The 14131-nt window shown below is 70.4% G+C and carries 14 protein-coding genes; 10 read left to right on the forward strand and 4 right to left on the reverse strand.

What is annotated here, in order from left to right:
* Positions 1 to 83: 83 nt before the first annotated feature.
* From glmU to GEMRO_RS0112780, 4 genes are all read left to right on the forward strand, one after another.
* The gene (gene glmU / locus GEMRO_RS0112760) at positions 84 to 1436 is read left to right on the forward strand and encodes a bifunctional UDP-N-acetylglucosamine diphosphorylase/glucosamine-1-phosphate N-acetyltransferase GlmU (RefSeq protein ID WP_027134295.1); all 1353 of its coding nucleotides are present in this window, start codon (positions 84 to 86) and stop codon (positions 1434 to 1436) included.
* A 59-nt stretch (positions 1437 to 1495) separates the two neighbouring features.
* On the forward strand, positions 1496 to 2845 hold the full coding sequence (locus GEMRO_RS32655) for an SH3 domain-containing protein (RefSeq protein WP_027134296.1): 1350 nt from the start codon (positions 1496 to 1498) through the stop codon (positions 2843 to 2845).
* 167 nt (positions 2846 to 3012) lie between these two features.
* Positions 3013 to 4317, forward strand: a complete 1305-nt coding sequence (locus GEMRO_RS0112770) for a D-alanyl-D-alanine carboxypeptidase (RefSeq protein ID WP_035487158.1) — start codon at positions 3013 to 3015, stop codon at positions 4315 to 4317.
* A gap of 574 nt (positions 4318 to 4891) precedes the next feature.
* Positions 4892 to 6009, forward strand: a protein-coding gene (locus GEMRO_RS0112780) for an IS3 family transposase (protein ID WP_240476678.1) whose coding sequence is annotated in 2 segments (ribosomal slippage) — positions 4892 to 5144 and positions 5144 to 6009 — 1119 coding nt in all. Because the reading frame shifts where the segments join, the coding sequence is not laid out codon by codon here.
* 977 nt (positions 6010 to 6986) lie between these two features.
* On the opposite strand, the gene GEMRO_RS0112790 is transcribed toward GEMRO_RS0112780, so the two are convergent.
* On the reverse strand, positions 6987 to 7607 hold the full coding sequence (locus tag GEMRO_RS0112790) for an FMN-binding negative transcriptional regulator (protein WP_027134300.1): 621 nt from the start codon (positions 7605 to 7607) through the stop codon (positions 6987 to 6989).
* Between the two features lie 864 nt (positions 7608 to 8471).
* Between GEMRO_RS0112790 and GEMRO_RS35955 the strand changes: the two genes are divergently transcribed.
* From GEMRO_RS35955 to GEMRO_RS35280, 5 genes are all read left to right on the forward strand, one after another.
* The gene (locus tag GEMRO_RS35955) at positions 8472 to 8660 is read left to right on the forward strand and encodes a transposase (protein WP_169728380.1); all 189 of its coding nucleotides are present in this window, start codon (positions 8472 to 8474) and stop codon (positions 8658 to 8660) included.
* Between the two features lie 120 nt (positions 8661 to 8780).
* Positions 8781 to 9230, forward strand: a complete 450-nt coding sequence (locus tag GEMRO_RS35960; RefSeq protein WP_157505572.1) for a transposase — start codon at positions 8781 to 8783, stop codon at positions 9228 to 9230.
* A 6-nt stretch (positions 9231 to 9236) separates the two neighbouring features.
* On the forward strand, positions 9237 to 9365 hold the full coding sequence (locus GEMRO_RS35825) for a transposase (RefSeq protein ID WP_169728381.1): 129 nt from the start codon (positions 9237 to 9239) through the stop codon (positions 9363 to 9365).
* A gap of 157 nt (positions 9366 to 9522) precedes the next feature.
* On the forward strand, positions 9523 to 9768 hold the full coding sequence (locus GEMRO_RS35965) for a transposase (protein ID WP_407645429.1): 246 nt from the start codon (positions 9523 to 9525) through the stop codon (positions 9766 to 9768).
* Positions 9675 to 10184 carry a transposase gene (locus GEMRO_RS35280; RefSeq protein ID WP_407645378.1) on the forward strand — a complete coding sequence of 170 codons (510 nt, stop codon included), beginning with the start codon at positions 9675 to 9677 and terminating at the stop codon, positions 10182 to 10184. The genes GEMRO_RS35965 and GEMRO_RS35280 overlap by 94 nt, the downstream gene beginning before the upstream one ends.
* 680 nt (positions 10185 to 10864) lie before the next feature.
* On the opposite strand, the gene GEMRO_RS0112805 is transcribed toward GEMRO_RS35280, so the two are convergent.
* Entirely contained in the window at positions 10865 to 11299 is a 435-nt protein-coding gene (locus GEMRO_RS0112805) for a helix-turn-helix domain-containing protein (RefSeq protein WP_027134303.1), read from the reverse strand.
* 213 nt (positions 11300 to 11512) lie between these two features.
* Here GEMRO_RS0112805 and apaG point away from each other — a divergent pair, with 213 nt between their 5' ends.
* Positions 11513 to 11905, forward strand: coding sequence for a Co2+/Mg2+ efflux protein ApaG (apaG, locus tag GEMRO_RS0112810; protein ID WP_027134304.1), 393 nt, complete (start codon positions 11513 to 11515; stop codon positions 11903 to 11905).
* A gap of 72 nt (positions 11906 to 11977) precedes the next feature.
* On the opposite strand, the gene GEMRO_RS29415 is transcribed toward apaG, so the two are convergent.
* Both GEMRO_RS29415 and GEMRO_RS0112820 read right to left on the reverse strand, forming a co-directional pair.
* A complete protein-coding gene (locus GEMRO_RS29415; RefSeq protein ID WP_027134305.1) occupies positions 11978 to 13351 on the reverse strand; it encodes an ATP-binding protein in 1374 nt (457 codons plus the stop codon).
* 37 nt (positions 13352 to 13388) lie between these two features.
* On the reverse strand, positions 13389 to 14120 hold the full coding sequence (locus tag GEMRO_RS0112820; RefSeq protein WP_027134306.1) for a response regulator: 732 nt from the start codon (positions 14118 to 14120) through the stop codon (positions 13389 to 13391).
* Positions 14121 to 14131 lie beyond the last annotated feature (11 nt).

Raw genomic sequence — 14131 nt, forward strand, 5'->3', positions numbered from 1 at the left:
GTTTGGCCCCATGCTGGGCGGCAGCGGTGCTCCAGCCGGCCGCACCGCCTCAACGGCCGATCGATGACGAGAAACGGAGACCGATGACGACACCGCTGCACGTTCTGGTCCTGGCCGCCGGCAAGGGGACCCGGATGAAGAACGGGCGACCGAAGGTGCTCCATCCGCTGGCCGGGCGCAGCCTGCTCGACCATGTCCTGGCCGTCGCCGCCGAGCTCGAGCCGTCGCGGGTGGTCCTGGTGCTGGCGCCGGGCATGGAGGAGGTCGCGGCGTCGGCGCGGGCGAGCGGGCTGCCGCTGTCGGTGGCGGTGCAGGATCCGCCGCTCGGCACCGGGCATGCGGTGCAGGTGGCGACCGCCGGCCTGCCCGCCGAGGGCGAGGTGCTGGTCCTCTACGGCGACACGCCGCTGATCGGCGCCGCCACGCTGCGCGGCCTGCTGCAGGCGCGCCGCCGGGCCGATGCCGCGGTCGCGGTGCTGGGGATGAGCCCGCCGGACCGGACCGGCTATGGCCGGTTCCTGCAGGAAGGCGGCCGGCTGGCCGCGATCGTCGAGGAGCGGCACGCCGATCCGGAGCTGAAGCGGACCGGGCTGTGCAATGCCGGGGTCATGGCCATGGACGCCGCGCGCCTGCCGGAACTGCTGGCGGGCATCCCGCACCGGCCCGACAAGAACGAGTACTACCTGACCGACATCGTCGAGCTGGCGCGGCAGCGGGACTGGGCCTGCGTCGCGATGGAAGGCCCCTGGCAGGACGGCATCGGCGTCAACAGCCAGGTGCAGCTGGCCGAGGCCTACCGTCTGTTCCAGGAGCGGCTGCGCCAGGTGGCCCTGGAGGCGGGCGTGATCATGACCGCGCCGGAGACCGTGCATCTTTCGGCGGACACGGAGATCGAGCCGGGCGCCATTCTCGAGCCCTATGTGGTGATCGGCCCCAAGGTCCGGATCGGGGCGCGCGCCCATGTCCAGGCCTTCAGCCACCTGGCCGACTGCTCCATCGACCACGGCGCCGAGATCGGGCCGTTTGCCCGGGTGCGGCCGGGCAGCCGGATCGGCAGCGGCGCCAAGATCGGCAATTTCGTCGAGACCAAGAACGCTCTCGTCGAGCCGGGCGCCAAGGTCAACCATTTGAGCTATGTCGGCGACGCGAGCGTCGGGGCCAGAGCCAATCTCGGCGCCGGCACGATCACCTGCAACTATGACGGGTTCAGCAAGCACCGCACCGAGATCGGTGCTGGCGCGTTCATCGGGTCGAACTCGGCCCTGGTCGCGCCGGTGCGGATCGGGACCGGCGCGCTGGTGGGCGCTGGCAGCGTGATCACCATGGATGTGCCGGACGACGCGCTGGCGGTGACCCGGCCGCAGCAGATCGTCCGCGCCGGGCATGCCGCGACGCTGCGGGCGCGGCTCGCGGCACGCAAGGCCGGCAAGCCGTGACCGGCGGCGAGACGACGGGGCCAGAGCGGCCGATGGATCGACGAGGAGGGGAGGGCCGCATGCGGTACTGGTTCGCGGCGGTGGCCGTGGCGGGGATGATCGCTGTCCAAGGGGGCGCTGCCAGTGCCCAGCAAATGCCGGACGACCTGCGCGGCGGCTACGAGGCCTACAAGGCCGGGCGGTTCCAGGAGGCGGCGGAGGCGTTCGGGCGGGCCATCGAGTTCGGCGGGCTCGACCGGGACGCGCTGGCGGTGACGCTCAACAACCGCGGCGTCGCCTACTCGCAGCTCGGCGACTATGACGCGGCGATCGCGGACTACCTGGCGGCGGAGAAGCTGAAGGCCGACGATCCGACCACGATCCGCAACCTGCGGTTCGCCTATCTGACCCGCGGCCTGGCGAGCGCCAACCAGGGCGAGCGCATGGCGGCCCTGGCGGACTATGACCGGGCGCTGGCGATCGACCCGAACTATCTGGAAGCCCTGCAGTACCGGGGCGCCCTGCGGGTCGAGATGGGCCTCAATGCCGAGGCGACCGCGGATTTCCGCCGGGTGCTGGCCCTGGAGCCCGAGAACGCCGCGGCGACCGCGGCTCTGGCCGCGCTGGAAGGCCGGCCGGCCACCAGCGCGCCGGCCCCGCTGGCAAGCGGCCCGGCCGAGACGGCGGTGCCGCGGGCGGCCGAGGGGGCCGCGCCGGATTCGGTGCAGGCGGCGGTGGCGCGCAGCCAGGCTGCCCAGGAGCGTGCCCAGGCGAGCCTGGACGAGGCGCTCCAGGCCGCGCGGCAGAGCGAGCCGGCCGCAGCGCCCGAGGGCGAGGAGGCCGCCGCCGCGCCGGACGAGGTTCTCCCGGAGGCCCCGGCGCCCAAGCCCGCCGCCGAGCCCTCCTCCGCCGAAATGGGGGGCGCGGCATCCGCTACGCCCCCGGACGGGGCGGACGCCCCCCTTGCAACAGACGGCGCGCCCGGCGCCGAGGCGGCAGACGCGCAGCCTTCGGTGGCCGAGGTGCTGGAACCGGCAGCCGCTGAGCCGGAGACGGCCGAACCGGCAACGCCCATGGCAGAGACGTCCGAACCGACGACGGCCGAGCCTGCAACGTCCGAGCCGGAAGCGTCTGCGCCTGTGACGCCCGAGCCCACGACGCCTGAGCCGGAAATCTCCGAGCCGGAACCGGCAGCCCAGGCCACGGAGACGGCAAGCGCCGAGGCGGCCCAGGGCGACCGGGAAACGTTCCGGGTCAATACCCATGTCAACATGCGGGCCGGGCCGGCCAACTCCTTCCCGGTGGTCGGCGTGCTGGCGCCGGACCAGATCGTCGCCTCCGACGACGAGGAACTGGGCTGGTACCGGATCTCCCGGGAGGATGGCCCAACTGGCTGGGTGTATCGTCGGTTCCTCGATCCGGTGCAATAAAGTGTGCCGGACGAGATAGAGGCATTGATTTCTACTCCTGGTCGCGGTTAGTCCTGCTTCAGGTAGCGTGTGATGTGCGCGTCCCAAGCGGCGGGGACGGCAGGGTTAGGTTCTTCGGGCCATGGCTTCTGCCGAACCGGGCGGGCGCGTTCGCGGTGGACGGCGGCATGGCTTTCTCAACCGATTGGAAGCGTCTCCTGGCGGCGCTGGCGATCCTGTCGCTCGGGCAGGTCCTGCTCGGCGAGGCCTGGGCGGGCAGCAACCTGGTGCCGCGCTACGCGGCGGTGGTGGTGGATCACGCCAGCGGCGAGGTGCTGGTCGCCGACGATGCCGACGGCCTGCGCCACCCGGCCTCGCTGACCAAGATGATGACCGTCTACCTGACGTTCGAGGCGGTACGCGCCGGCAAGGTCGCGCTCGGGACCAAGCTGCCGGTGTCGGCGCGGGCGGCGCGTCGCCCGCCTTCGAAACTGGGCTTGCGCTCGGGCTCCTCCATCTCGGTGGAGAACGCGGTCATGGCGCTGCTGACCAAGTCGGCCAACGACGTGGCCAGCGTGGTCGCCGAGGGCCTGGCCGGCAGCGAGGAGGCGTTCGCCCGGCAGATGACCAAGAAGGCGCGGGCGCTCGGCATGCCGAAGACCGAGTTCCGCAACGCTTCCGGCCTGCCCGATCCGCAGCAGGTGACCACCGCCCAGGAAATGGCGACGCTGGCCCGCCGGCTCATCGACGATTTTCCCGAGTACTATCCCTATTTCTCCCAGGCCGAGTTCACCTATGGCGGCCGCCGGATCCGCAACCACAACTGGCTGCTGGACCGCTATCCCGGCACGGACGGGCTGAAGACCGGCTACATCAACGCCTCCGGCTACAACCTGGTGGCCTCCTCGGTCCGCGGCGGCCGCCGGCTGGTCGCGGTGGTGCTGGGGGGCAAGACCGCCCGCGCCCGCGACCGGCAGACCATGCGCCTGCTCGACGACGGCTTCGCCACGGTGCAGATCGCCCGGGCGATGCCCTCGCTCGGCACCGCGGCGGACAATGTCGCCCTGGCCAGCGCCGGCCCGCTGCGGGTGGCGACCGTGCCGCCCCCGGCGGCCCTGGCGGCGCCGGTGGTGGAGCCCGCCGGCATCGAGCAGGGCGACACGGAGGTCGTGCTGGTCGCCGCGCCCACGCCCAAGCCGGTGATCGTCGCGCAGGTCGCGGTCGCGAAGCCGGTGGCCAAGCCGAAGGCGATGGGACGCTACTCGGTCCAGGTGGGGGCGTTCTCCTCGGAGAGCGCGGCGCGCCGGCAGGTGCAGAAGGTCGCCGGCGACGTCGCCACGAAGCAGCGCGGCAACCCGACCGTGATCGCCTCCTCCCGCAAGGGAAAGAAGATATTCCTGGCGCGGCTGGTGGGCTACGATCAGGCCAAGGCCAAGAACGCGTGCAAGGCCATCAAGCGCCAGGGCCATGACTGCCTGGTAGTGCGCTCCTAGGGCATTCTTCGGTCAGCCTGCATCGGGATCGCAGCCTGCCGTGGCGAAGTAGTCGGCTCATTCCGGCGGGCCGAAGGCGCCGGTGGCATGGCCGATGGCCTCCCGCAGTTCGTCAACGCGGCGCCCGACGACCTCGCGCAGGATGCGTCGGGAGCCTGGCGACGGGGTTGTCGATGGGATCGATGACTGTCCAGCGGCAAGCAGGCAGCCCGGTCGTGGCAGCCTTGAGGGCGGCCAGCCGCTGGTGGCGTCCCGGACGAACCAAGATGACGTGGGCGCCAGGCCCTCTGGTCGGCCCAGGCATGGGACGGTGGCCGGTGGAGCGGACCGCCCAGGACCATTGGAGCCATCCTGCCGAAGGGGACGCCAGCCGACAACGACAGGCGGTGGTCCTTCCGTGGCCGGGGGAATGGCGGCACGCCATCGCTGGCCAGGCAGTGCCCGGCCATGGCTGCGAGTCGTCCGGCCGGAGACCGCGTCAGTCAGAGGTGGTCCCCGAATTTTGGGCAGGTGAACAAGCTTGGTTCGATCTGCATGAGGGACGGACCAGAAGACGGGGAAGCGGGCACGATACTTGGCCGAGTTCAAGGCGAAGGTAGCCTTGGAGGCGCTGCGTGGGGAGCTGACGACAGCACAGCTGGCGGCCAAGCACGGCATCCACCAGACCATGATGAGTGAATGGAAGCGGCAGGCCGTGGAGGGGCTGGCGTCGGTGTTCGCCGGCAAGGCGGCGGCCCAGGAGAGCGCGAAGACCACTGAGGCCGAGGTGGAGAAGCTGCACGCGAAGATCGGGCAGCTGCTGGTGGAGCGGGATTTTTTGGCGAAAGTGTCCGGTCGATGAGCCTGGACCGTAGACGCCAGATGATCGAGCCGGACCATCCGCAGCTGTCGATCGTGCGTCAGTGTGCGTTGGTATCGATCAGCCGGTCCGGGTTCTACCGCCGGCCAGCCAGCGAGAGCCTGCTGAACCTGGAATTGATGCGCCTGATCAATGTGCAGTTCCTGGAGACGCCTTGGTATGGATCGCGGCAGATGGCACGACACTTCCGGGGTCAAGGCTATACCGTCGACCGCAAGCGCATCCGGCGGCTGATGGCGAAGATGGGCCTGGTGCCGATCTACCAGCGGCCGAGAACGTCGGTGCCGCACCCGGAGCACCGGGTCTGGCCGTACCTGCTGCGGGACCTGACGATCGACCGGCCGAACCAGGCTTGGTGTGCCGATCTCACCTACATCCCGATGCGCGGGGGCTTTCTCTACTTAGTTGCCATCATGGACTGGGCCAGCCGCAAGGTGCTGGCTTGGCGGGTGTCGAACACAATGGACGAGGAGTTCTGCCTGGAAGCCCTGGAGAAGGCCCTGGCTCGCCCTGGTCGACCGGAGATCTTCAATACCGGCCAGGGCAGCCAGTTCACCTCGCCCAGGTTCACCAGCGTGCTGAAGGAAGCCGGCATCCGGGTGTCGATGGACGGCCGAGAACACTGGCTCGACAACGTGTTCATCGAACGGCTCTGGCGCAGCCTGAAATACGAGTGCGTCTACCTGCACGCGTTCGAGACCGGCTCGGAACTGCGGGAGGGCCTCAGCCGCTGGATTGGCTACTACAATGCCCAGCGCCCTCACTCATCTCTGGCCGGGCCAACCCCCGATGAGGCATACGGGGCAAGTGGCATCGAGAGATTGGCGGCCTGAGGACAACCGGAACCAAGCTTATCCCAGCCGCTAAACTGTCCGATGGGACGGGACCACCTCTGTCCCCGCTGGTGCTCGACCACCGATGTCGACCCAGCGTTCCGGCTCGAGGTGGCGCTGGACCTCGAACCATGCCCGGCGCCGCTTCAGGACATCGGGCCGGTCCCGAGCCCGCCAAGCTCGATGCCGAGCGTGCGGCTCTTCAACTGCAGGATCAGCTTGGCATGCCTCCCGATCTGCAAGGAGCGTCGGTCGCTGCCTGCCGCTTCGGGCAGGATCGAGCCTGTCGCGCGCAGCTGCGCCCATCAGCGCATGGCATTCGATGCGCTTTCCCAGGAGCGGGCGGCGGACAGTCAACACGACGTTCCTGCCAAAACCGCCTGAACCACCCACGCGCGAGCATCGACCGATGGCGCTCTGGCCATCCCTGTGCCCGTCCACGCTGCCGTCCCAGCAGGTTGGGTCGCATCCAAGGGCTCTGGGCCTCCCAGGCGGTTCAGGCAGTTTGTGGACCGCTCCAGCGGAGCGGGCTGGAAGCTTGCTGGCGGAAGCGGGCGATGCTGCCGAGGGCTTTTGGCGGCACTCCTGTCCGGGCGATCAGTTTTGGGACGGGTTTTCGCTGGCAACAGGAGAGGGCCGGATTGCCTTCTCCAACCACTGTGCGCCGGCGAATACGCCACGCTTGAGCCAGCGCCGCGTCAGCACGCTGGAGCCATCCTCGCAGCGCGGTGGACACTCCTCGCCAGCAGGTTCCGGGCCTCGGAGCGGCAGCCAGAGGGCAGCCGAGGGAGGTGCCGGTCGGGTTGAAGGGCAGGTGGAAGCGATCGCTCTGCCGGTCCGCCCTGATGACCCGCTTGGACGGGTGGCGGCACTGTCCGCATGGCATGGACGCCGACATCTACCGGCAGGCATGCCTCGGCCGTGCCGGGAAAGAAGCGGGACCCGATGCGCCGCTGCCGGGCCTGGCGGCCGAGCGTCTATCGCGGAATGAGGTCGGCAGCCGCCCGCTCGCCGGCACGGTCGCTCGCCGCGAGACCCGCCGCGACGCCGGCCCGATCCTCGGTGCTGCGGTTCTGGCTCATCTTGCGCTTGCCCTCGATCCGGGTGATCGGCAGCCGGAGACCGACAATGCCGCGCAGCTGGGCCTGGATGAAGGATGCAGGCGCATCGCCGACCGACCAGGGCTCGGCACGCGGCTGTTCATGCAGGTCGGTGAGCCTGGTCACGACATCGAGCAGCCGATCCGCATCCTCGAAGAACTCGGCCGGGCCATGGGCGTGCACCGCGACATAGTTCCAGGTGGGCACGACCTTCTGGTGCTGCTTGCTCGCGTACCAGCTGGGGGTGACATACGCGTCCGGCCCCATGAAGACGGCCATGGCATCGCCGCGCGGCGGCAGCGTCCACTGGGAGTTCGCCCGTGCCAGGTGGCCGAAGAGGGTGCCATAGGGGCCTTCCTCGGGCACCAGGAAGAGCGGCAGCGGCGTGGCGATCAGGCCTTCCTCCGTGGCGGTGACGAAGCTGGCGAGGCGAGCCTCCCGCATCGTCTGGTGCAGAGCAGCCAGGTCATTCATGCGGAAGGCGGGCGGAACATACATCGGGCGGCCTCCTGGGTCGGCACGGAGCCTTGCCGCAGAAATGGTTTCAAGGAAATGTCCGGTTCCCGCCGAAGAATCTGGACCAATGGCACGGCGCCGCCGGCATCGGCGTCCAGGCCGACCGCCCGGATGATCCAGAAGATCCATCAGCGGCCGGGCCAGGACGAGCCTGCCGGATGCTGGCGCGCACCTGCCCTTTCGCCCGTTCCCTGGTGGCGGCGCGGGTCGTCTTGCGCGGGACGATCACGGTAGCTCGCGAGCAGCCGGCCGCCCGAGGGAGGCAGCTGGATGGACAGCCGGCGAAGGGCGCGAGCCCTGCCGGCTGTGCTCGATGACGGCAAGCTTCAGCCATGGCGACCTGGCGGCCGGCATACCGGTGTGCGGCTTGGCGCAAGGTCGTCGGCGCCGCTCGGCCGTGCTGCCGGGTACGCCTTCGGTGGAGCGATCCCCCTGGCCTGCGTTGGGACACGGAGCAGATCTTCGTGGGCGGGGGCTCGCAGCAGGACCACGATCTTTGCGCGCGGCTGCTGCCGGACCCGGGCGACCGGGCGGTGAGGGCGGAACCGTGCGGTCAGCGTGCGCGTCGGGCTGGACCGGGACGGCCTGCAGGCTTCGAAGGATAGCAGGAGGGTCGGGGACCTGCGACGTGCGCCCGGGACCGGGAGTCCCTGGCCGGGCCGATGGTGAGAGGCGCTTGGGAGCGGCTTGCCCGACAAGCGCTTTGGGCGATGCTGTGGTACGGCCGGTGCCGGTGCGGGACTGCGTGTCGTCATCCGGCTGAACCGCGTGCTCACTGACGGTCGGCAAAGTCGCCGAGGTGAGCAGTTCGTAGGTTGATCAGGCATGTCGTGGCTGGAGAGTGCCATGCCTGATCGACCCTATCCTTCTGATCTGAGTGACGCAGAATGGACGGCGCTGGAGCCGCTTCTTCCGCCACCTTGTCGGCTCGGACGCCCGCCGAAGTGGCCGCGCCGGGTCATGGCCGAGGCCATCTTTCATCTGGTCCGCTCCGGCTGTGCGTGGCGCATGCGGCCGCGTCACTTTCCGCCGTAACCGACCGTCCGCTCGCAGCTTGCCCGCTGGCGTAAGGACGGTACGCTGCGGCGAATGCACGACCGGTTGCGTGAGCATGCTCGCGAGAAGGATGGCTGAGATCGGGAGCCTTCCGCTGCCGTGATCAACTCGCAGACGACACGGACAACGGGTACAGGCGGCCCTGATCGAGGTTGCGATGCAGCCAAGAAGACGTTTGGGCGCGAGCGCCATATCCTGGTGGACGTGTCGGGCCTGATCCTCCTGGCGCACATCCATGCCGCCAGCCTGCACGGCACGGTGGGCGCACGGCCGATGGTCGAGCTGGCGCCCATGGCGGCCTTGCCCCGGTTGGAGTTGGCCTGGGCGGAGGGCGCCTATACCGGCCCGTTCGCAACCTGGCTGGAGGGGGAACGCAGCGCATGGAGGTCCCGTTCCACCGCCAGCGTCAGGCGTGGCGCTACGGACTGGAGGAACGGCCGGCAGGCTTCCACGTCCTGCCGCGCCGCCTCCACGTCCTGCCGCGCCGCCTCCGCGGCCTGCTGGCCGCGGTCCCTTCGGGAAGCGGATCATCCGCCTGCTGGCGGATGATGGATCGTGGAGCGGACTTTCGCTTGGCTTTCCCGCTCACGTCGCCCTGCCCGGGACGATGAGCGGCTGCCCGAAACCGGCGTGGCGATGATCCATGCTGCCATGAGCCGGATCATGCTGCGGCGCATTGCGTGACCGGCCAGCGACTTTGCCGACAGTCAGTGAGCCTGACGTCTCGGACGGACCCTTGCTGGATGTCGGCAAAATCGTTGAGGTGGCCAGTTCGCAGGCTGATCAGGCATGCCCTCGTTGGGGAGCGCCATGCCTGATCGATCATGCCCCTCCGATCCGGGTGACGCAGAATGGACGGCGCTGGAGCCGCTTCTCCTACCACCTGGTCGCCTGGGGCGCCCACCGAAGGCCGCGCCGGGTCATGGCTGAAGCCATCTTCTATCTGGTCCGCTCCGGCTGTGCGTGGCGCATGCTGCCGCGTCACGTCCCACCGTGGCCAACGGTGCACTCGCAACTGACTGGCTGGCGCAAAGGACGGCACGCTACGGCGCGGCCGGACCTGGCCGGGCCTTCGATGCAGCCATGAAGACGTTCGGGCGCAAGCGGCACATCCTGGTGGATGCGTCGGGTCTGATCCTCCTGGCATGCATCCGCACTGCCAGCCTGCACGACACGGTGGGCGCACGGCAGATGATCGAGGCTGTGCCCATGGCGGTCTTGCCGCGGTTGGAACTGGTCTGGGCGGAGGGCGCCTGTACCGGGCCATTTGCAATCTGGCTGGAGAAGGAACGCAGCTGGCGTACGGAAGTCTCGTTCCACCGCCAGCGTCAGGCGTGGCGCTATGGACTGGAGAAGCGGCCGGCAGGCTTCCACGTCCTGCCGCGCCGCCTCCGCGGCCTGCTGGCGGATGATGAATCGTCGACCGGACTCTCGCTTGGCTCTCCCGCTCACGTCGCCTTGCCCGGGACTATGAGCGGCTGCCAGAAGCCGGCGTGGCGATGATCCACACCGCCACGAGCCGGATCATGCTGCGGCGCATTGCGTGACCAGTCAGCGACTTTGCCGACAGTCAGTCAGGGCGCAGGAGGATAGGCTGATCGCGCGAGCAGGGGCGGCGGGTCGCAGTCCTGATCCGGTCACTGCCCGGAAAGCTTGAGCGCGGGGCGCAGCAGGGCCGGTGGGGCCAGGGCCGGCGAGGGCACAGGCCAGCCTGGGGGAGCGGGTTATCGTGCAAAGCGTGCCAGGGCTGGCGGACAAGGGCTGGCGGCGGCCCTGGAAGCCTTCGGGCTGGCTGGAGATCGCTATAGACGCGGATGGCGGAAGCCACCGACGGATGCCGGATCATCGCAGGGTGGGTTCCCGTGGCGCGTAAAGCGGTGCAGCGGGCCCGGCTGAGCCGCCCGATGACGGACCCGTCCGGCAATCGGGCGGCTCAGGAACTGGGGCAGCCAGGACGCGACGGATGCGGTCCGGGATCATCGCGGCAGAGATGCCGGTGCAATCCATCCGGCACGGGCCGGGGCAGAGCGCCTGGCGGCCGCATCCTGCATGGCAGGGGGTGGCCATGGCCGGGCGGGTGCGGGGCGCATCCCCGGCCCGGGGGAGACCGGTCGCGACCGGATGCCGGCGTCCGGCCGGCGGCCGCCCGAGCGAAGGGCGGCGCCGGCGGGTGGCCGCCGGGGTCAGGCGGCGCGCGGCTCGGCTGCGGGCAGCGGGCGCTGCAGGGAATGGCCCAGGATCCGCAGGATCGCTTCGGCCTGGTCCCAGGGCAGCGCCTGCTCCACCTGCAGCCAGACCCGGTTGCCGTCGTCGGCCAGGTGGCGCAGCGTGAAGCCGTGGCTCCTGCGCCCGGGCGGCAGGTCGGTGAGCGGCATCGGGATCAGTTCCTCCGGCCCGACCGACAGGGCCGCCGCCAGGCGGTTCAGGATCGCGGGGCCCGGCAGGTTCTTGCCGCGGATGTAGCCGCTGACATTGTCGCGCCCGATCCGGGCGCGCCGCGCCAGTTCCGACTGGGTCCAGCCGCGCTCGCGCATCACGCCCTGCAGCCGCTGCGCGAATGCCGCCTTCATCGCCTCGTCGGCGCGGCCACTGTCGCGCCGGTCCTCTTCATTGCCCATTTCGCCACCGTTCCATAGTCGGACACCGGCAACGTAATTCCACCTGAGGTTTAATTCAACCTTTCTCATTCACGCTGGATGGTCATCCGGCGAACAAGATTGTCGAAATACGTCGCGACGGCGTGGTTGGTGCCGTGGTCGACCTGGACAGGGGGGGTGGACGACCCCAAGCTCTTGCGCGTCGCCTCATCGGATGAACAGGTGGCAACTGCCATGTACAATGCCCTGACCCGCTCGATCGCCGTTTCCGTCGAACCCTTCTTCGTCGAGGACCAGTCCCGGCCGGACGAACAGCGCTGGGTGTTCGGCTACCGGGTGAGGATCGCCAACCATGGCTCGGAGCCGGTGCAGCTGCTGGGCCGGCACTGGCGGATCACCGATGCCCGCGGCCGGATGATCGAGGTGCGCGGCGAGGGCGTGGTCGGCGAGCAGCCGCGGCTGGAGCCGGGCGAGACGTTCGAGTACACCTCCGGCACGCCGCTCGCGACCTCCACCGGCATGATGCTGGGCAGCTACCAGATGGTGACCGACCAGGGCGAGGCGTTCGAGGTGTCGATCCCGGCCTTTTCGCTGGATGCGCCGGGCGCGCTGGCGACCCTGCACTGATCCCATCCCGCTCGATGGGCGCGCCGGCCGGCGATGCCTGAGCACTGCCGGCCCCCTCGTCCTGGAGCGGCCTCAGCGGGCTAGGGTGACCTCGACCAGGGTCCCGCCGCCTTCCCGGTCGCGTAAGGACACCTCGCCGCCATGCGCCCGGACGATCCCGCGGGCGAGCGCCAGCCCCAGCCCGGTGCCGCCGGTGCTGCGGGAGCGGGAGGTCTCCAGCCGGAAGAACGGCTCGAACACCCGCTCGCGCATCTCCAGGGGAATGCCGGGGCCCCGGTCGGCGATGGTCATGCGGACCTGGCGCGGGTCGGCTGCCAGCGTCACCTCGGCGCAGGTCCCGTAGGTCACCGCGTTGGCCAGGAGATTGTCGACCGCGCGGCGCAGGGCGGTCGGGCGGCCGCGCAGCACCAGCCGGTCCGGGCCCTCGTACTGGGCCTCGCGGCCGGCATCGGACAAGTCGTCCACCGCGGTGCGCACCAGCGCCGCGAAGTCCAGGTCGGTCGCCTGCTCCACCCCGGCCACGTCCTTGGCATAGGCCAGGGTCTCGCGCAGCATCGTCTCCATCGCCTGCACGTCGTTCTTGGCGCGGCTGCGCGCCTGGTCGTCGGGGAGATCCTCCAGGCGCAGGTGCAGCCGGGTGAGCGGCGTGCGCAGATCGTGGGCGATCGCCGCCAGCATCGAGTTGCGCTCGGCGAGCAGCTCGCCGATCCGCTGGCGCATCCGGTTGAACGCGGCGGTGGCCCGCCGGATCTCCGGCGGCCCGCTTTCCCGCAGGGGCTCGGCGGGCAGGCCGGCGGCGAAGCGGTCCGAGGCCACCGCCAGCGCGGTGACCGGGCGGGTGATCCGCCGGAACAGCAGCCAGGCGATCAGCGCGGCGCCGCCCACCACCGCCAGCACGATCAGGATCGCCCGGCCCAGCCAGAAGCGCGACAGCGTGTCGGCCGGCACGGTGAAGATCAGCCAGGTGCCGTCGTTCTGGCGGATGCCGACCTCGTAGCGGGCGAAGGACGGCAGCAGGTCCGGCGGGCCCTCGCCGCCGTCCCGCGGACCTTCGCGATCGACCTGGCGCAGCACCATCTCGCGGCCGAGGAACACGCCGGAGGGGTGGCGCGCCATCAGCCTGGCCAGATGGCGGTCCAGCCGGGGATCGTCGGTCGGCCGGCCGCGCGGCTCGTCGAGAAGGCGCACGAGCAGGAGCGGCCCGGAGATCGCGCGCAGCGCGATGCCCAGTTCCGACGGCGGCAGCCGGTCGACCAGGAGCTGGGTGGCGGCCATCCGATCGATGGTCGCCAGGCGGACGAAACGGCGCGCGGTGTCGGCGCGCTCCCAGAAGGTCCAAGCCGCCGCCAGCGCGATCACCAGGGCAACCACGCTCACCGCCAGCAGGACCAGCCGCGTGGTCAGGTTGGCCGGGGCCAGCCAGTGCTTCAGGCTTTCCGGCAGCATTGCCGGCCTCCCTGGCCGGGTCCCCGTCCCGCCAGGCTCATGCCTGGGTGACCGGGACCGACAGGACATAGCCGCCGCCCCGCACCGTCTTGATCAGCTGCGGCTCCTTGGGATCGTCGCCGAGCTTCTTGCGCAGCCGCGAGAGCAGGACGTCGATGGAGCGGTCGAACGGATGGGCCTGGCGCCCCTTGGTCCGGTCGAGCAACTGGTCACGGGTCAGCACCCGGCCGGCCGCCCCCGCCAGCACCAGCAGAAGGTCGAACTCGCCGCCGGTCAGCGGCACCAGCACCCCGGTGGGATCGCGCAGCTCGCGCCTTGCCGGATAGATCAGCCAGCCGGAGAAGCGCAGGGTCGGCTCGGTGACCGCCCCGTCCTCCGCCCCGCCGGCATCGTCCTGCCGGGTCCGGCGCAGCACCGCCCGGATCCGGGCCAGCAGCTCGCGCGGCTCGAACGGCTTGGCGAGATAGTCGTCGGCGCCGATCTCCAGCCCGACGATGCGGTCCATCGGGTCGGCCAGGGCGGTCAGCAGGATGATCGGCAGGGAGGGCTGCTCGGCGCGCAGCCGGCGGCAGGCGGCCAGCCCGTCCTCGCCCGGCATCATCACGTCCAGCACCACGAGGTCGACCGGCTCGGCCGCCAGCAACTCGTCCATGGCGCGCGCGTCCTCGGCGGTGCGGACCGCGAGGCCGTGGCGCGACAGGAAGGCGGCGACCAGGTCGCGGATTTCCTGGTCGTCGTCGACCACCAGCACGATGGGATTGGTGTCCATGGCGCGGATCC

Origin of the sequence: Geminicoccus roseus DSM 18922 (assembly GCF_000427665.1) — a bacterium.
GTDB lineage: Bacteria > Pseudomonadota > Alphaproteobacteria > Geminicoccales > Geminicoccaceae > Geminicoccus > Geminicoccus roseus.